The organism is uncultured Negativibacillus sp., assembly GCF_944388365.1.
Classification (GTDB): domain Bacteria; phylum Bacillota; class Clostridia; order Oscillospirales; family Ruminococcaceae; genus Negativibacillus.
Genome location: NZ_CALXIN010000017.1, coordinates 1 through 19,304 on the forward strand (window position 1 = coordinate 1; position 19,304 = coordinate 19,304).

At 50.9% G+C, this 19,304-nt stretch carries 13 protein-coding genes; 6 read left to right on the top strand and 7 right to left on the bottom strand.

Annotated elements, in window-relative coordinates:
- Positions 1-100: 100 nt before the first annotated feature.
- The 5 genes from Q0L39_RS04215 to htpG all read right to left on the bottom strand — a co-directional run bounded on the left by Q0L39_RS04215 (position 101) and on the right by htpG (position 8,643).
- Complete coding sequence (locus Q0L39_RS04215) at positions 101-1,993, bottom strand: fructose-1,6-bisphosphatase (protein ID WP_296627107.1); 1,893 nt, start codon at positions 1,991-1,993, stop codon at positions 101-103.
- Between the two features lie 94 nt (positions 1,994-2,087).
- Positions 2,088-4,835 carry a preprotein translocase subunit SecA gene (gene secA, locus Q0L39_RS04220; RefSeq protein WP_296627085.1) on the bottom strand — a complete coding sequence of 916 codons (2,748 nt, stop codon included), beginning with the start codon at positions 4,833-4,835 and terminating at the stop codon, positions 2,088-2,090.
- Positions 4,836-5,156: 321 nt separating this feature from the next.
- Complete coding sequence (locus Q0L39_RS04225) at positions 5,157-5,378, bottom strand: methylenetetrahydrofolate dehydrogenase (protein ID WP_296627086.1); 222 nt, start codon at positions 5,376-5,378, stop codon at positions 5,157-5,159.
- 95 nt (positions 5,379-5,473) lie between these two features.
- Positions 5,474-6,220: an NAD-dependent protein deacylase gene (locus tag Q0L39_RS04230; RefSeq protein ID WP_296627087.1), complete on the bottom strand. Its 747-nt coding sequence runs from the start codon at positions 6,218-6,220 to the stop codon at positions 5,474-5,476.
- Positions 6,221-6,756: 536 nt separating this feature from the next.
- The gene (gene htpG / locus Q0L39_RS04235) at positions 6,757-8,643 is read right to left on the bottom strand and encodes a molecular chaperone HtpG (RefSeq protein ID WP_296627088.1); all 1,887 of its coding nucleotides are present in this window, start codon (positions 8,641-8,643) and stop codon (positions 6,757-6,759) included.
- A gap of 573 nt (positions 8,644-9,216) precedes the next feature.
- Here htpG and Q0L39_RS04240 point away from each other — a divergent pair.
- From Q0L39_RS04240 to Q0L39_RS04250, 3 genes are all read left to right on the top strand, one after another.
- Positions 9,217-9,471 (top strand): hypothetical protein, encoded by a 255-nt coding sequence (locus Q0L39_RS04240; protein WP_296627089.1) that lies wholly within the window; start codon positions 9,217-9,219, stop codon positions 9,469-9,471.
- A gap of 150 nt (positions 9,472-9,621) precedes the next feature.
- On the top strand, positions 9,622-10,407 hold the full coding sequence (gene rlmB / locus Q0L39_RS04245; RefSeq protein WP_296627090.1) for a 23S rRNA (guanosine(2251)-2'-O)-methyltransferase RlmB: 786 nt from the start codon (positions 9,622-9,624) through the stop codon (positions 10,405-10,407).
- Between the two features lie 38 nt (positions 10,408-10,445).
- On the top strand, positions 10,446-13,487 hold the full coding sequence (locus Q0L39_RS04250) for a hypothetical protein (RefSeq protein WP_296627091.1): 3,042 nt from the start codon (positions 10,446-10,448) through the stop codon (positions 13,485-13,487).
- 115 nt (positions 13,488-13,602) lie between these two features.
- Here the strand turns inward: Q0L39_RS04250 and Q0L39_RS04255 are convergent, their stop codons facing one another.
- Positions 13,603-13,989, bottom strand: coding sequence for a BlaI/MecI/CopY family transcriptional regulator (locus tag Q0L39_RS04255; RefSeq protein ID WP_296627092.1), 387 nt, complete (start codon positions 13,987-13,989; stop codon positions 13,603-13,605).
- A 292-nt stretch (positions 13,990-14,281) separates the two neighbouring features.
- On the opposite strand from Q0L39_RS04255, the gene Q0L39_RS04260 reads away from it, so the two are divergent.
- Genes Q0L39_RS04260 through Q0L39_RS04270 form a run of 3 tightly spaced genes read left to right on the top strand, consistent with a single transcriptional unit; the run spans position 14,282 to position 18,024 of the window.
- Positions 14,282-16,087: a DEAD/DEAH box helicase gene (locus Q0L39_RS04260; protein WP_296627093.1), complete on the top strand. Its 1,806-nt coding sequence runs from the start codon at positions 14,282-14,284 to the stop codon at positions 16,085-16,087.
- A 33-nt stretch (positions 16,088-16,120) separates the two neighbouring features.
- Positions 16,121-16,999, top strand: coding sequence for a DNA glycosylase (locus tag Q0L39_RS04265; RefSeq protein WP_296627094.1), 879 nt, complete (start codon positions 16,121-16,123; stop codon positions 16,997-16,999).
- A complete protein-coding gene (locus Q0L39_RS04270) occupies positions 16,996-18,024 on the top strand; it encodes a glycoside hydrolase family 18 protein (RefSeq protein ID WP_296627095.1) in 1,029 nt (342 codons plus the stop codon). Before Q0L39_RS04265 ends, Q0L39_RS04270 begins: the two co-directional genes overlap by 4 nt.
- 93 nt (positions 18,025-18,117) lie before the next feature.
- Here the strand turns inward: Q0L39_RS04270 and Q0L39_RS04275 are convergent, their stop codons facing one another.
- Entirely contained in the window at positions 18,118-19,176 is a 1,059-nt protein-coding gene (locus tag Q0L39_RS04275; RefSeq protein WP_296627108.1) for a PTS sugar transporter subunit IIC, read from the bottom strand.
- Positions 19,177-19,304 lie beyond the last annotated feature (128 nt).

Genomic DNA, 19,304 nt, shown 5'->3' on the forward strand with positions numbered 1-19,304 from the left:
CACAGACAACAAGCCCTTTCGGTTGCTTAAACAATTTTTACTTTCAAATATTGTCTAACTTTTGGGGGTCACTTCAGGATGGTGGCTCTTTTTCTTGTTCTCAGGAATTTGTCGGGATGGCTCCTTCCCGATAGGCCGTCAGCAGATCTTCCAGATCGGCGATCTGTTCTTTCAGCTCTGCGCCGGTATCGGTGTCGGCTACCATCATGCGCTTTTCAAAGGTGGCTACCTGCTGGGAATCCGAATCAATGTCCAGATTTTCCTCCAGCGCTGCATCCATTCCAAGGAATGGCTGGTGAGATTTCAGCCGCATTCCATGGGAATTAAAGATGAGGGTATAGCCGGCAATGCCGGTTGTTTTCTGGTAAGCCTTGCAGAAGCCGCCGTCGATGACGATCAGTCTGCCATTAGCTTTCATCGGTGTTTCTCCCTGTTTGACATGGATTGGAGTATGGCCGTTGATGATGTGCGAGTTTTCCGAATACAGTCCAAACTCCCGCAGCAGCATCCGGCAAACCGTCTCGGAGCTTTGGAAGTGATAGTACGGATTTTGCGGCTCTACCCAGGTGGATTTATCCTCGATAAAGGTTCTTTCGAAGGTTTTTACCACCCTGCCGGACAGCGGCGAATTGCTGCCGCACCACAGATACCACATAAAGTCCAGCGCATCCTGCTTATCCTGCTTTGCATAAAACGCCCGACGCGCCATTCCATCCGCATAATCCATATAGCTTTTACCCTGATAGATGCGCCCGTCAAAGCACAGTGCTTTGAGGTTTCCGTCCTCATCCAGCGGCACACAGCCATGGAACAGCAAATTTCCGTTAAACTTTTTATACATCGCTCCGTGGGTATACAAGAAGTTGACATGACGCTGCAGCTGTTCACTTTCCAAAAACAGCTTCTGCAGTTCATCCATAATCTCCCGTTCCGCGCTGTCCAGAGCATACGGGTCGTTGCGGTTGATGGTCGGGAATTTTTTCTCCTTTAATTCATACACCTTGCCGTCCAGCTCGATGGTGGCATTGTCAAAATCCACCTTGTCCAGCAGCAGGCGGCCTTCCATCCGATAATCAGGATTGCGGCGGATGATCTGTCCCTCCAGCTTAAACAGGATGATGGAGATCGCCTTTTTGGCAGCCTTATTCGGGTCCTCCTCATCGTACATCTTTTCGGCAAACAGTACCAGCGGACGCAGGCTGATTCCATATCCCTGTTCCAGCACCGAAATATTGTTGTAGGACAGGCAGTTGCGTACCACCGACGCAATACATGCCTGGCTTCCGCAGGCTGCACCCATCCACAAAATATCGTGATTGCCCCATTCAATATCCAGCGAATGGTGGTCCATCAGCATATTGAGGATGGCGTCGGGACGTTCTCCACGGTCGAAAATATCTCCGACGATGTGCAGATGGTCCACTGCCAGGCGCTTGATTAAGCTGGACAGCGCGATGATAAAATCGTCGCCGTCGTCCAGCTTGAGCAGCGTGTCGATGATTTTGCTGTGGTAGACCAGCTGGTTGTTGTCCTCGTCCGGCTGGGCATGCAGCAGCTCATCAAGGATGTAGCTGTATTCGGGCGGCATCGCCTTTCTGACTTTGGAACGGGTATACTTGGACGAAAGCATCTTTGCAAGATCAATCAACCGATGCAGAGTGAAGCGGTACCATTCCTCGGTATTTTTTCCCTCCTCCCGAAACTTTTCCAGCTTTTCTTCGGGATAGTAGATCAGAGTACACAGACTGGAGCGCTCCCGCGGAGTCAGAACCTGTTCAAAAATCATGTCTACCTTCTCGCGGATGACGCCGGCAGAGTTGTTGAGAATATGAGAAAATGCCTCATATTCTCCGTGCAGGTCGCTCATAAAGTGCTCTGTTCCTTTGGGAAGATTGAGGATCGCCTGTAGGTTGATGATCTCGGTGCAAACCTGTTGTCTGGTCGGATATTTTTTAGACAACAGCCGCAAAAATTTGATGCGATCACCGGTGATGTTCACGATAACACCTCTCTTCAAAGTTTATAAAAAAACCGGAAGCAAATCAGGTTCCTGTCAGATCCTTTTCTACTTCCGGTTAATTTTTTAACTATCTGCCACAGCAGTTCTTATACTTTTTGCCGCTTCCACATGGGCACGGATCGTTTCTGCCGACCTTTTTGCCCTGACGACGGATGGTCGCAGGAGCAACGGTGCCATCCGAACTGGTCGCAGTCGGTTTTGCCACCTGCTCACGCTTTGGCGCTTCCTGTGGCTGACCTGCTCCTGGTTTGCGGAACGGTGCCAGCAGCAGAATCTTGACAGTTTCCTCACGGATGCCGGCAATCATCTCGTCGAACATATCGAAACCTTCGATACGGTACTCAACAACAGGGTCTTTCTGTCCGTAGGAACGCAGAGAAATACCCTTCTTGAGCTCGTCCATCGCGTCGATATGATCCATCCACTTGGTATCTACTTCCTTGAGCAGTACAACACGCTCCAGCTCACGGGTGATCTGTTCACCCAGATCCTGTTCACGTCTTGCATACAGGTCGCGTACCTTTTCCTTGATCTGATCGCTCAGTTCCTTGCGGTTGACATGTTTGAGCTGATCTGGCTCAATGTTGAGCAGATCCCCTGCAATCATACCGATGAAGTAGTTGCGGAAGCCCTCCATGTTCCAGTGTTCCGGCTCCACACCTTCCGGCAGATACATCGCAACTGCCGAATCAACGGTTTCATCCATCATGGCAAGGATGGAATCCTTGAGGTTTTCACCGTCCAGAACCTTGTTGCGCTGACCATAGATGATCTCACGCTGTTTATTCATAACGTCGTCGAACTGCAGAACGTTTTTACGAATACCAAAGTTGCGGCCTTCGATCTTGCTCTGTGCGTTCTCGATGGTGTTGGTCAGAATTCTGTTTTCGATCGGCATATTTTCGTCGATCTTCAGCGAATCCATCAGGCTGTTGATGCGGTCGCCGCCAAACAGTCTCATCAGATCGTCTTCCAGAGAGAGGAAGAATCTGGAGCAGCCAGGGTCGCCCTGACGTCCCGAACGTCCGCGCAGCTGGTTGTCGATACGTCTGGACTCATGACGCTCGGTGCCGACGATGAACAAGCCGCCTGCCTCACGGACCTTTTCTGCCTCTGGGCGCAGCTTCTCCTTAAACTCTTTGGAAAGCTCGGTAAAGCGCTTGCGTGCCTCGATGATCTCCTCATCGTCGGTATCTCCAAAACCGGTTGCTTCCACGATCAGGTTCTCATAGTAACCCTCTTTGCGCATCTGATTCTTTGCCAGGAACTCTGCGTTACCGCCCAGCATGATATCGGTACCACGACCTGCCATGTTGGTTGCGATGGTTACCGCACCATACTGACCTGCCTGTGCAACGATCTCTGCCTCTTTCTCGTGGTATTTTGCGTTGAGCACCTGATGTTTGATGCCGCGGCGTTTGAGCAGTGCGCTCAGGCGCTCGGAAGTTTCAATCGAAACGGTACCAACCAGAACCGGCTGGCCTTTCTCATGGCATTCCTTGACCTGTTCGATAACTGCATTGAACTTGCCGTTCTCGGTTTTGTAAACAACGTCCGGCAGGTCCTTACGGATAACCGGTTTGTTAGTTGGGATCTCGATAACGTCCATGCCGTAGATTTCACGGAACTCCTGCTCCTCGGTCATGGCAGTACCGGTCATACCGGACAGCTTTTCGTACATACGGAACAGGTTCTGGTAGGTAATGGTCGCCAGTGTTTTGGACTCACGTTTTACCTCGACGCCCTCTTTTGCCTCGATCGCCTGATGCAGACCTTCGCTGTAACGGCGTCCATTCATGATACGGCCGGTAAACTCATCAACGATCATAACTTCGCCGTCTTTGACAACGTAGTTGATGTCGCGGTGCATGGTACCATGCGCTTTGATTGCCTGATTGATATGGTGCTGAATGGTAGAGTTCTCCATATCCATCAGGTTTTCCAGGCCGAAGAACTCCTCAGCCTTTTTAACACCGGACTTGGTGAGGGTTGCAGTCTTTGCCTTTTCATCGACGATGTAGTCTGCGTCGATGACGTCATCGTGCTCCTCTTTATCGTCCAGCTCTTTGACCTTGTACATCTTGAGGGTGCGTGCAAAACGATCCGCTACCTTGTACAGGTCGGTGGATTTATCGCCGCGGCCGGAGATAATCAGTGGGGTTCTCGCTTCATCGATGAGGATCGAGTCGACCTCGTCGACTACAGCATAGTAGTGACCGCGCTGTACACGGTTCTCTTTGTAGATCTGCATGTTGTCACGCAGATAGTCGAAACCAAACTCGTTGTTGGTTCCGTAGGTGATGTCAGCCTGATATGCTTCTTTACGCTGTGCAGGCTCAATGTCATGGATAACCAGACCCACCTTGAGTCCCAGCCAGCGGTAAACCTTGCCCATCTCTTCCGAGTCACGTTTTGCAAGGTAATCGTTGACGGTAACAACATGGACACCTTTGCCGGTCAATGCATTGAGGTAAACAGGCAGGGTTGCTACCAGGGTTTTACCTTCACCGGTTTTCATCTCAGCGATACGTCCCTGATGCAGAACGATACCACCGATGATCTGTACCGGAAAGTGCTTCATGCCGAGTACACGCCATGCAGCCTCACGGCAGGTAGCGAATGCTTCCGGCAGAATGTCGTCGAGTGTTTCTCCGTTTGCCAGGCGCTCCTTGAGCTTTGGAGTCATCGCCTTGAGTTCCTGGTCGGACATTTTGGAATACTCTTCATCCAGACTCAGGACCTTATCGCGAATCGGATAGATTCTTTTCAGTTCTCTTTCGGAGTAGGTTCCGAAAATTTTATCCATCAATCCCATAATTACTTTTACACCTCATTTATAATAAGGAACTGCTGTTGCGTCAAAACACACAAGCAATCCTCCAGGGGAAATAATTTTTTATCTGACGGCTTTGAAAAGCCTTTATTTTCCTTGAAAATATCAGACAGCATATCTATGATATTGTAACTCTATCCATGCTGTTTTGTCAAACCTTCCCTTGTCCTTTCTTTAAATAAATTGTGTCCCTGTCTTTAATATTCTGACATCGGGAGGTCGCACCCTGTCGTTTCAGGTCAGAAACAGAAAAACAGCAGAAAGGCTGGCTGATTTTTTCCACCCTTCCTGCTGTTATCGTTCCTATTTGAGTTCGATTGTATACTCAAAGCCGTACTCTGCCTGCAATGCTTTGACTTTATCCTCATTGTCCTCGATGAAGCTTGGTGTGTAAACCGATTTGCCTTCCTTCTTGTAATCCTCCAGGATGGCTTCGAGTTTCTCCCAGCACTCGTCGCGGCGCTCCTCAGCGGTTTTCTCGAGGTTGATGACAAATTCTCTGTGTTTTGGAATTCTGGCTTTCATAGTTTCCGATTTCCTTTCTTCGGTTAAAGTTCCCCTTCATTTTACTATCTTCACAGAGCAGCGTCAAGCAAAAAATCGGGAATTCGTGCGGATTTTTACAGGTTGTCCACTGCCTGCGACAAAACCTCTCCGATTTTGTCGCGGATGACCAGCGACGCACGCCGATCGTAGGAAGTAGGGGTTTGGTTGATGAGCACCAGTTCCTTGCCGCTATAGTATTGCAGCAGTCCTGCCGCGGGATAAACTGCAAGCGAGGTTCCGCCCACAATCATCAGGTCCGCTGCCATAATATAGCTGATTGCTCCCGCCATCACATCATTATCAAGCGCTTCCTCATACAGCACCACATCCGGCTTAATGATGCCGCCGCAGGAACAGGTCGGAACGCCTTTTCCTTCAAAAGCCAGCATCTCCTTGAGGGTGTACTTTTTGCCGCAGTTTATGCAGAAATTCCGGTGGACACTGCCATGCAGTTCGCACACCCGTCTGCTGCCGGCCATCTGATGCAGGCCGTCGATATTCTGCGTGATAACCGCCGACAGCTTGCCCATCTGTTCGAGCTTTGCAAGTGCAAGATGAGCAGGGTTTGGTTTTGCCTCGGGGTAGACCATCTTATCGAAATAATACTCGAAAAACTGCTCGGTATGCTTTTTAAAGAAGGAGTGACTGAGCATCGTTTCGGGCGGATAGGGGTACTGCTTTGCCTGTTTGTCACCGTAGAGTCCCTCATCGCTGCGAAAATCGGGAATCTGGCTTTCGGTAGAGACGCCGGCGCCGCCAAAAAAGACGATGCGGCTGCTGGATTGGATCAGGTTCGATAATCGCTTGATTTCTTCGGTCATGGAGATGCTCCTTTCTGGCTGAGTGGGATGGCGCAAACAAGATGTTTGCGCCAGAAATAAAGTTTGCGAGGGTTTGGGGCGAGCAGCCCCAACAGTAAATAAATTATCAAAAACAAAAACGATAGGGGCTGTAAGGCAGTTTTGGTGCTGCGGTGCGAGAGCACCGTTTCCCAAAGGGAAACCTGTATACAGCTAAACACAACACAAACCGGAACTGGTCTCTGCCGTCAAAAATCATCCACTGGATAATTTTTGAGAATAGTCTGTGCTTCTCATTGGCTTTCGAGAACCTTTTCTCTTGCAAAAAGGTTCTCGAGCTCTCCCAATGAGCGCCTGACGATAAAGGCGTTTCGCTCGTTGCGACGAGCGACCAAAGGCGCTGCCTTTGGAAACTGCCACCTTTTGTAAGAAAGCTAGATTGAAAACAAGTTTTCAATCAGGAGTTTGCTCTTTTTGCCCATGAAGGATCGGGCAAAATTGCCTTCGGCAACCGAGCAAAGCTCCGTCGGACGAAAACTTTTGTTTTTATTCTTCGCCTACTTCGCCAACAGCTCCAGCAATTTTACGTTTCTTGCAATAAACTTGGACATTCTTTCTGCATCCAGCGGTTTATGTGCCATCAGTGCCAGATCATAAACATGTTCGCAGACCATTGCCTGATTCTCCTCACTGAGGGTCGGCAGCTTCTTAATGATCTCATTTTCACTATTGAGCACCAGCGTAACCTGTGTCTGATCGGCAAAGCTCTCACCCAGCACCTTGCTCATATCCTGGATACGGCGTGCATACTCGGACAGCAGGATAACCGCCGGTGTACCGGCAGCTTTCAGGCTTTCAACCTTATATTCCAGCTTTTCATTTGGCAGATTCTTCTTAAAGCACTCGATCAGCGCTTTGCTCTGCTCCTCCTCGGCCTGTTTTGCCTCCTCCGACTGGGAAACCTTCAGCGCTTCGCCGAGGTCGGCGTCGATACGCAAGAACTTCATCTGATCCGGATTCTTATATTCGAGCAGGCTGATAAAGTGCGGATCGATGGCATGGGTCAGCACTGCTGCAGTCAGGCCATTTTCTTTAAACATAGAGATATACTGTGCCTGCAGATTCTCGTCGGTGACGTAGTAGATCTTGTTTTCCTCGGTCTTTGGATATTCCTCGAGGGTCTTATATTCACCGTCGATGGTTTTGAGCAGAATGATATCCTTCATGCGGTCATAGAATTTTTCATCCTTCAGACATCCAAACTTGATAAAGGCGGAAATATCGTTCCAATACTTCTCATAGTTCTCCCGCTCGTTCTTGAAGATCTGATGCAGCTTGTCCGAAACCTTCTTGGTGATATGCTGGGAAATCTTCTGAACTTCGCCGTCATTCTGCAAAAAGCTTCTGGAAACGTTCAGCGGCATATCTGGGCAGTCGATGACACCTTTTAGGAGCAGCAGGAACTCTGGAATGATCTCTTTGATATTATCCGCAACAAAGACCTGATTGCAGAACAGCTTGACCTGTCCAGGCATAACCTCCAGTTTGTTCTGCTGTTTCGGGAAGTAGAGGATACCTTTGAGGTTGAACGGGTAGTCAACATTCAGGTGAATCCAGAACAGCGGCTCATTAAAGTCCATGAACGTCTTCTGGTAAAATGCCTTGTAGTCCTCATCGGTGCAGTCCTTTGGTGCTTTGAGCCACAGCGGCTGTGTATCATTGATTGGCAGTGGTTTTACGATGCGTTTTTTCTCGGTGCCATCCTCATTCTTTTCGATGTTGCCGTCCTTATCGTAGACCGGACGCTCCTCATCATGCGGATTGAGATAGACCTCGTACGGCATAAACTGGCAGTATTTGTGCAGAATCTCACGGATGCGGCTCTCCTGCAGGAATTCCAGTTCCTCATCGCTGATATTCATGATGATGGTGGTACCATGTTCGGTGCGGGTGCCATCCTCGATCTCATAGCTGTCCTCACCGGCGGAAACCCAGTGAACCGGTTTTGCTCCCTCCTGATAGGACAGCGTTTCGATCTCAACGGTGTTGGACACCATGAATGCCGAATAAAAGCCCAAACCAAAGTGACCGATGATGCCGGCGTCCTCCTCGGATTTTTCCTTATATTTTGCCAGAAATTCCTCTGCGCCCGAAAATGCAATCTGGGTGATGTAGCGCTCGACCTCGTCCTCGGTCATGCCGATACCGTTATCCGAAACGATCAGCTGCTTTTTATCGTTGTCGATGGTGACAATCACCTTCGGCTGATAGCCTTCCTCTTCCGGTGCTTCCCCGATGCCGCGCAGGCTTTCCAGCTTTTTGATTGCGTCACAGCCGTTGGAAACAATCTCTCTCAGGAAAATATCCTTATCCGAATACAGCCACTTCTTAATAATTGGAAATATGTTTTTGGAATTAACACTGATTTGTCCTTCACGTTTCATGAGTATCTTCCTCCCTGTTTTAAAATCATTCTCTGTCATCCTCCTGAAACATGTTTGCTCAGTTCCATAGGATGCTATTCAAAATTATATGTAATCTACAAAATTATTTTACTCTTTTGCGCCGAAATGTCAATATCATTGACAAAAACTTCCCTTGTTCTTGCTTACTTTCTCCTTCTCGGAGCAGATTTTGCCGTATCGGGCCTTATTTTTCAACATCCAGTTTCCCACATTTTCTTATATCATTGTGTAAAATTTGTTTTGTCAGCCATACTAACGGTAAATCTTCTGGATTTTTCGCTGCTTCTCTTTGATTTATGAACAATATATTACCTTTTGTAAATCATATTTTCAAATTCTCAACATTCACCATCTCCTCGATTTCCGGCTTTAATTATCCAGATTTTCAACGATTTCAACGGAGTTTTCAACATATAACCTGCCGAATCCGTTTAATTTGTCGTATTTTGTTATACAAATCGGATAATTTCGCTTCTATCGCGGAGTTTTCAATATTATCAACCAAGTTATCCACAAAACCCATTGATTTTATGCAGAAAGGTATGATCTTAGATGGTAAGAGGAACCAACAAACGAATTATCGAAATCAACGACACCCAAAACCCCTACTTTGAACGCGCAGTCTTATATTTAAAGGACAACCATGCCGATTCCTCCAGAAAAACGCTGGAAAATCAGGCACAGCATTTCCTTTGCAACATCCGTGCCCCTCTGCTCCACTCCCGCAGCAAGCTCTGGTTTTCTGCGCTCAAACTGCTGCTCTCCGCAACTGCCGGCGGCGCACTGGCCCTTTGTTTTTTCCGTTGAGCACAGACCTGCGCAAAAACTTTTGTGAATTCTCCCTTTTCCAATGAAATTTCTGACAAAATATGTTATAATGAAACTCATATGACGATGGTATTTCGGGCGATTCGCGCACCGATTGCCAATTTATGACATCTTTCGGAGGAATTACACGTGCCCAGAGAATTTGCATCTGAGAAAACCAACCAGGAAAGCTCGGTGATTGCCGGCCGCAACGCCGTCACCGAAGCGCTGAAAAAAGGACGTCCTATCGACTGCATCTATATCCTCAAAGGTGCCGACCGCGGCAGCATGGGCAAAATCGTTGCCCTTGCCAAAGAGCGCGGCATTCCGATCAAGGACGCTGCTGCCCAGAAGCTGGACAGCTTATGCGACGGTGTAGTACACCAGGGAGTCGCTGCCATGGCTGCCTGCCATGATTTTTCCACCATGGAGGACATCTTCGAGAAAGCCGGCGACCAGCCGCCCTTTATTATCATCTGTGACAACATTGAGGACCCACACAATCTGGGAGCCATCATTCGAACCGCCGAGGCAGCAGGCGCCCACGGCGTCATCATTCCAAAACGGCGCGGCGTCGGCCTGACTGCAACGGTCGCTAAAACTTCGGCAGGCGCCATCGAATATATGCCGGTGGTTCGGGTGGCAAACATCGTTTCCACCATCGAGGAACTCAAACAGAAGGGTCTTTGGATCTTCTGTGCGGATATGGACGGTCAGCCGTGGTGCTCCACCGATATGAGCGGCCCGATCGGCGTTGTCGTCGGTGCGGAAGGAAACGGCGTCAGCCGTTTGACCAAGGAGCACTGCGACTTTGTCGTCTCCCTGCCGATGAACGGCCAGGTCAACTCGCTCAACGCTTCGGTTGCTGCAGCAATCGTCATCTATGAGGCAGTCCGCCAGCGCAGCGGTCTGCGCTCCTTTGTCCCTAAAAATTAAATCTCCTAACGGGAAAAGTCAGAAAGGGGAGAATTTTCATGAACAAGCAATATAATGTGGACGACATCCTCAGTGAGATCAAGTCCAAAAAAGCAAAGCAAAATGCTGCAAGACGCCCTTCGTCAGCCTATATCCCGCCGCAGCGGCCATCTCGTCCTGCAGAAGAGCCAAAGCCGGAACCGAAACCCGAGCCGAAACCTGAGCCGGTAACACCGGTACAGGAAACCTTCGCCTCCATTCCGGCAGAGCCGGAAGTAAAGGCAGAACCGGTAAAGCCAAAGCAGGAACCAGCGGCTGCTGTTAAAACAGAGCCTCAAGCCAAAGAAAAACCGGCAGCGGCTTCTACCGCTGCACCGCAGGCAGAAGAAGCCGAACCTGTTTTTCACTTTGATCCACCTCCTGCTGCACTGGAACAGCCTTCCTCCAAAACCATGTCCCGCAAGGATCTGGAAAAAACCGGCGTTTTCTTCCCTTCTCTGGCAAGCCACCGTGCCAATGTCAAGCTGCTGGAAGAAGAACGGCTGAAGGCCGAGGCGGTTCGTCAGCTGGAGGAAGAGCAGAAAAACGCCGAAGAAATTCTGCGGCAGGAGGAAGAGCGCCGCAAATTTGAGGCAAAAAATCAGGAACTCCTGCGTCTGGAGCAGCAAAAACAACAGAAGCAGGCCAAAACCCCGACCGAGCTGACCGACTCCTTCTTTTTGGAGCAGCAGCCAGCCGATCTTCCGCCGCAGGAGGCCAGCACTCCCTTTGGAGATATTGAACCGACAACCCCATCTCCAGAGCAGCCGGATCCATCGCTGAAGAAAAAAACCGAATATCAGAAGTATTTTTCGGGATTGGGACGCAAAACCAAAAAGGAAAAACCGGTTGAAGCTCCTAAATCCACTACATCGGAGGAAAAAGCCATCTTTGACACTTCCTCCTTCCAGTCCGGCGACAGCACCGATTCCAAACCGGCGCAGGACAATGCTGCCAACGATCAGGAGGACATCTTTGCCTCCACTCCAACCGGAATGACCGGCGAACTTTCCTCCTCGGCACTGTTCTTCCACGGCAGTGAGGCGTCCCAACCAGGCGTCGACTCTGCCACGCAAACCACAGAAAAGCCCTTCCACGTCAACTTCCCAGAGGAGGACGACACCAAAGAGCAGCCCAAAGCCGACAACAGTGAAAAGCCGTCCAAAGGTACAAAGAAATCCAGCCTCTTCCAGCGCGGCGACTCGGAAAAAGAGCCCCGTGTCTCCCGTCTTGCAACCGCTGAAATCCCTATTCCGGAGGATACTGCGGAGCAGCCGCAGCAAGAACCGGCACAGCTAGAGGACTACACCTCTCCAAAGGATAAAGAAGCGATCCTGCAGGATATGCGCAGCATCAAGCGCGGTTTGCTCATCCGTATCGTCGCCATGGTCGTTCTCTTTGCACTGTCGCTGTATCTGGCACTGGCTGCAAGGGACATCCAGATTGGAAATGAGCTGCTGCCGCTGCCAACCATTATCCAGCCGGAGCTGCACCTGCGAACCTACATGGCTGTTTCCTGCGTCATCAGTGCTATCGGCGCGCTGATCTGTGCCAACACCATCGGCGGCGGACTGATCGCAATGCTCCGCTTCCGTGCAAACACCGATTCATTGCCGATGCTGGCGATGCTCGGCACACTGGCCCAGGGCATCTGCTTTATCGTCAAGCCCGAGTATTTCAGCACCGACAAAGCCAATTTCGGTTCCAACCTCTATCTCTTCTTCCCTGTCGCCCTGTTTGTTCTGTTGTTCAATCTGGTGGGCAAGATGCTGGTCATCCTGCGTATCCAGAACAACTTCAAGCTGGTGGCATCGGAAAAGATGAAGCACGCCGCTGTTTTCTTAAAAGAGCGCAACCTGCTGCGCGATATTTCCAAGGGATTATCGCTGGAAGAATACACCATCGCTTATCCGGAAACCACTCCTTTCCTGTCCAACTTCCTGGATAACTCCTACTCGGAGGATCACGCGGAACACATGAGCCGCATTCTGGCTCCGATCTGCCTGCTGGCAGGCATCGTTCTGGCGGTGCTGACCTATCTGTTTAATCAGAACATCGCCGAATCCGTCTCCACCTTCACTGCTATCATGTGTGTCAGCGCACCGCTGACCTCCACCATTGCAGCCAACCTGCCGCTGTATCTGCTCTCCCGCCGCCTGATTCCTGCGGGTGCCATGGTCTCCGGCTATTCTGCGGTGGATACCTTCTCCCGCACCGAGGCGGTCGTTCTGGATGCCAAAGATCTGTTCCGTCCTTCCGACGTTGTCCTGCACGGCATCAAACCTTTCGATCAGGGTAAGATCGACTCGGTCATCCTGGATGCTGCCAGCGTGGTTTGCAACTCCAACGGCATGCTGACCGACGTCTTTAACAAGATCATCGGTTCCAACAAGTCCATTCTGCGTCCGGTCGAGAGCGTCACCTATGAGGATTCGATGGGACTGGCTGCCTGGGTAGACGGCAAGCGCGTGCTGATCGGTAACCGTGAGCTGATGATTAACCACGGCATCGAAGTCCCAAGCAACGACTACGAGATGCGCTTTGTCAAAGACAGCAAAAACATCATCTATCTCTCCAACTCCGGAGAGCTGTCCGCCATGTTCGTGGTCAGCTATCGTCCAAACCGCACCACCAAGGATCTGCTCGATGAGCTGGCAGAGCGCGGCATGTATCTGATCGTCAACACCTCGGACCCGAACATCACCGTCGAAAAGATTCACGCTGCCTACGACTTCCCGATGGAACAGATCAAGCTGCTGCCGGCAAAATTCCATGCAGCCTACGACAAACTCACCGCCGAAAAAGAGTCTGCTCCTGCCAAGATTGGCTTTATCGGTTCTTCCCGCATGATGGTTTCGGCGATTCTCAGCTGTATGAATGCACGTACAGCGATTGATCAGGCGGTGCTCATTCAGATGATCGCACTGGTTGTCGGTTATGCACTGGTTGCTCTGTTCTCGCTGATGGGAAATCTGTCCCACCTGAGCATTCTGCATCTGCTTCTTTTCCAGGGCATCTGGGCGCTGATCGACATCGTTGTTCCAAACATCAAGCGTTTCTAAACATAAAAAAACACGGATCACAAACAGTGGTCCGTGTTTTTTTATCTCTTGAAGGCTTTTGAATAGGAGGTTTTTCTAAACCTCCTATTCATCCGATGGATTCCATCGGATGATGTTAGGCGTTGTTCTTTTTCTCTTCCAGCCAGTGAGAAAGCTCATCAATGTCCTGTTCGGTCAGGTCATTGTTGTCGTACAGGGTGTTGACCAGGCTCATGAAGGAATTTTTATGCAATTTCTTCAGGAAGTTTTTGGTCTCATACTCCATGTACTCCTCACGATCTACCTGTGGATAGTAGATTCTTTCTCTGCCGCGCTTTTCCGAGGAAAGAAATCCTCTGTCGATCAGTCTGGAAAGCAATGTCAGCAGTGTAGAAATGTTCCAGTTCTTTTCTTCGCTGACCACCTTCATGACATCGTTGGTCGACATCGGTGGCGTGTTGTCCCAGATTGCCTTCATGACTTCCAGTTCTGCATCCGGCAATCTTCTCATTTTGTCAAACATACGTTCACCCGCTTCCAGTTTGCATAGACTTGCAAACCAATTTTAGATTCATCCACACTATAATTATTACCAATGTAGCAGTCATTGTCAATGCCTTTTTTAAATTTATTCAGTTTTGCCCAAAAATTTTTCTAATTATTTGTCAGTTCTCCCGCTTTTTCCAAAGAGATTTTCTTCCAGAGACATTTGATTGACAGCCATCTTGCCTCAATGATACACTAGCTGTGATAAAATAACAGAACTTTGTTTGGGCAGGGATCGCACCTGCCGCTAATATCAGAAAGGAATCTTCATGGATCAAAACTTATTTGAAATGTTACCGCTTACTCCCGCACTGGCCCGCGCTGTTGTCGAGATGGGCTTTGCCGAACCAACTCCGATTCAGGCGCAGAGCATCCCGCTGATTCTGGAAGGACACGACGTCGTCGGCCGCTCCCAGACCGGCACCGGCAAAACTGCCGCCTTTGGCATCCCTGCCATCCAGATGGTTGACCCGCAGCTGGACCGTCGCCTTGCTCAGGTGCTGCTGCTGTGTCCTACCCGCGAGCTTGCTGTACAGGCTTGTGAGGAACTCAAGAAGCTGGCGCGCTACACCCATGGCGTCCACATCTGCGCTGTCTATGGCGGCGCTCCTATCGAACGCCAGATTGTCCAGCTCAAGGATGCCAATATCGTCGTCGGCACTCCTGGACGTGTGATGGACCATCTGCGCCGACGCACCCTGCGTCTGTCTGAATTAAAGATGGTCATTCTCGATGAGGCCGACGAAATGCTCAGCATGGGCTTCCGTGAGGACATCGAAACCATCCTCAATCAGGTTCCCCAGCAGCATCAGACGGTATTGTTCTCCGCCACCATGCCAAAGGAGATCATGAACCTCATCGACAACTACCAGCACGAACCGGAGCTGGTGGAGATCAACAAGTCGCAGGTTGCCCTGAACAGCATCGAACAGTTTTATTACGACATTCCTGTGGGACGCAAAAACGATGCACTCTCGCTGCTGCTGCACTACTATGAGCCCTCCCGCGCCATGATCTTCTGCAACACCAAAAAGATGGTGGAGGAATTGAGCGGCTGGCTGATCGACCACGGCTTCCGTGCCGAGGGCCTGCATGGCGACCTCAAGCAGTCCCAGCGCACCATCGTCATGGATGCGTTCAAGGCAGGACGTACCGCCATTCTGGTTGCCACCGATGTGGCTGCCCGCGGTATTGACGTGGACGACATCAACTGCGTATTCAACTACGATATTCCGCAGAACGCAGAATACTATGTTCACCGCATCGGTCGAACCGGACGCGCCGGCAAGAGCGGCGCTGCCCACACTCTGTGCTGCGGACGCTTCCAGCTGCGTCAGATGGAGCAGATTGCACACATCGCCAAGGCGCAGGTGCAGCTCTGCCCTGTTCCAGAACCGGAACAGATTATTGCCCGCCACAACGATCAGCTTTCACAGCGTTTGATTGAAGTATTGGAACAGCAGCCGGACACTGCTTCGCTGGAACTGGTCGAGCGCCTGACCGAAAGCTACACCGCCGAACAAATTGCAGCGGCAGCTGTCGCACTGCTGCGCGGTGAAAAGTCCGCTGCACTGCCAGATGCAAAAGGCATCAACCGCGAGAAGAAGCGCCGCTCCCCTAAGGACTACGTCAAGCTCATTATTGATGCCGGACACAATGCCCGTATGGTGCCAAACTTTATCGTGGGCGCCATCGCCGAGCGGACCGCTCTGTCGGGACGGGACATCGGTAAAATCGAAATCTTCGAGGACAACACCACCGTCGAAATCCCACAGGAGCAGGCCGAGGACGTACTGGCTGCCATGCAGGACTGCCGCATCAACGGACGCAAGGTGCGCACCAGCGTGCTGAAAAACCATCCTGCCGGCAACCGCCGCCGCACTTCGGAGCGCAACGACAAAGGCAGCCGCAGGGACGAACGCCAAAAACCTTTCCGCAAAAAGCCGTCCTATTCGGAACGCTTTGAAAGCTACGACCACAAAAATGCGCCGCAGAAGGATGGACGAAAAAAATCCTTCTCCCGCGGCAAAAACGACCATCCTAAAAAACGGTCGTCCTACCGCGGCAAAAAATAACGCCGACATCTCATCCCTTCAGGAGGTATTTGTATGCCGCTGTCTTTGACAACGCTCGACTGCGGACTGCTGGTGGAGGGTATAGACAGCTTTTCGCTGCCGATGACTCTCGACTGCGGCCAATGTTTTACCTTTTCTCCGCTGCCTGTCAGTGACTGCATCGAACATTTGTGCCAGACCTGGCGCGGCACAGCCGGCGGACAGGCGCTCACCATCTCCCAGCGGACCGATGGAGCTCTATTCTTCCACGACACCACTGCACAGCAGTTTGATGCTTTCTGGCGCAGCTACTTTGACCTCGACACCGACTATGCACAGATCAAGGCTGTTCTTGCCCAGGACGCGACTTTGCAAAAAGCCATCACTTATGCTCCTGGCATCCGTATTCTTCGTCAGAGAGGCTGGGAGGCGCTGTGCTGCTTTATCATCAGCCAGAACAACAACATTAAACGCATCCACGGTATCGTGGAGCGGCTCTGCCAGACCTTTGGCGAGGATCTCGGGAACGGCTGCTTTTCCTTTCCGTCGCCACAGCGGCTGGCTGCCTGTTCTCTGGAGGATCTTGCGGTACTGCGCAGCGGCTTTCGTGCCAAGTACCTGCTGGATGCTGCTCAGAAGGTCAGCAGCGGAGAGGTAAACCTCTCCGCCATTCCTTCCATGCCGCTGGAACAGGCCAAACAGGAATTGATGAAAATTTATGGCGTGGGACCAAAGGTTGCCGACTGTGCGCTGCTCTACGGCTTCTACCGGTTGGAATGTTGTCCCATGGACGTATGGATGAAGCGAGTATTTGCAGTGCTCTATCCGCAGGGACTTCCCGACTGTGCCCGCGACTACATCGGCATCGCTCAACAATATCTGTTCCATTATGCCCGCACCTGTCCGCAGGCCTTTGAGGAGGTGGGCGCATGAGATTACTGTCCCTGCTGCTCACCGCCGTGCTGATGTTGACTGGCTGTTCCCGATCACAGCCTCCTGCTCAGGAGGAAGAAACACCTCCCTCCTCGGTGATTACCGAGGAAATACCGGAACCTGAAGCAGAGCCAGAGCCGGAGCCTGTTCCCGAAGAAACAGAAAGCGAATTCCTCCTCTTTTCCTATCTTCCGGTGGCATCACTGTCTGAGCCGCTGGAAAATTTTCAGACAAACATCGACGCCCTCGATTATCTGATTTTGAACACCGGCGTCTACTGGAACAGTGAAGGTAATCTGGAAATTTCCGACGACTTTATCTCTGTATGGGAAACGCTCCACGGACAAACCGAACTTTGGTGCACGGTCAATCCCAAAGGGGAACTGATTCGTGAGCAAACCGCCGGTACCGTGCTGGACACTGCCGAGGAGCGAAAGCAGCTTGTTCAGTCCATCGCCGATTTTGCCGCAGAGTATCAGCTCTCCGGCATCGACATCGACTGGGAGTTTCCGCTGGAAACGGAGTGGGCGGATTTTTCCGCTTTTCTGGTAGAATTGGAAGCCGCTCTTTCCTCCACAGATGTTCAGCTATCGCTGGCGCTTTATCCAGAGGATATTTCCTTATCTCAGCAGGCGATCGCCGCTTTAGACCGCGTTCATGTGATGGCCTACGACCAGTTTGACGAGCAGGGCTTTCACAGCACGCTGCAAACAGCGCAGGAGGCCATCGACTACTTCATTGATCTGGGATTTGCACCTTCCCAGCTCTGTCTGGGAATTCCTGCCTACGGCCGTCCGCTGGACGGCTCAGCACAGTGGGTGTTCTATCGCGACATCGACCCTGAGAGTATGAAAGGGAAGAACCCCAATCTCGTCGGGGATATTTATTTTAACAGTCCTTCTCTTGCCCTGCAAAAGCAGGAGCTTGCAAAGGAAGAAAAACTGAGCGGCGTGATGGTCTATCAGCTGTTATGCGATCGTACCGACCAGAACAGTTTGATTTACACTCTGTCACTCTCACAATAAAACATCCAAAACGCACAAAGAGGCTCAAAACCGAAATCGGTTTGAGCCTCTTTGTGTAAGTTACGAGGATTATTTTGACTAGAGTATTGTTGATTACATATTGAATGCTTCTTCGTCATCAGCAAGTGGATCGCCGTAAACAACTGCCTCTTTCTCTGCTGCTGGTTTTTCCAGACGTTTGAAGACAGTGCCGCCGACATAACCTGCAACCAGACCGCCGACTGCTGCCAGTGCCAGAGCCAGAACAACCTTTACAGGATCGTTGAAGCCGAATGGAGCGATCATGCCAGGGATTGGAGAAGCGGTACCAGGAGCGTTGTTGACGATGCCCAGAGCTGCTGCTGCAAGGCCAGCCAGACCGCCGCCGAAGAAGTTGGAAGTGAAGATCGGAATTGGATGTTTGGTAACGATGTGTGCCTGGGTGAGTGGCTCAAGCATAACTGCGATGACATTGCTCTTGTCGCCGTAGCCCATTTTGTGGAAGATCATACCGTTGGTGAAGGAACCACCGAAGCAGGCAACTGCTGCAATACCCATCGGCAGGCCGGTCAGTCCCAGCATAGCGGTCAGAGCCATCGAGCTGAGTGGCGAGGTGCAGATCATCTTCATGATACCGCCGAGCAGGAAGCCCATTACCAGTGGAGACTGGTCTGCTGCTGCGGAGATGGTGCCACCGATCATGGTCAGAACGGTGTTGACACCTGGGTCAACTGCAAATGCGATCAGACGAGCCAGAGGAGCAATGGTGAGTGCGCCAAGGATCAGGTCCAGACCGGTTGGCAGATATTTTTCAATGTAAGGGGATACCAAACCAATGATGTAACCAGCGATGAAACCTGGCAGGATACCGTAACCGCCGCAAGCAAGACCGCCGACAACAGCAAATACCGGATTTGCACCCATACAGATTGGAACCATGACACCAGCTGCAACGCCGCCAAGGCTGCCAGCGGTTACGCCAACTTCACCGAGAAATGCGATTCCCAGCAGGTCGCCGGTGATGTATTTGTGTACAGCTTCTACCAGGAAGGATGCAACAGCTGCATTTGCCATACCGGACATTGCTTCGCTGCCCTTTGGAAACTTCATGCTGAACAGGGAAAAAACTGCCAGTGTGAGGAGCAGAAGTCCTACTCCAGAGATGATTGCCATCATAATCGAATACCTCCATACGAAACTTATAATTTGGGGTGCTCAGCGTTTGCCGCACCGTCGTGATTGATGATGGCTTTATTATAGAGGCGTACTTTATAAAACTACAAAAAGTTACAGGAAATCTT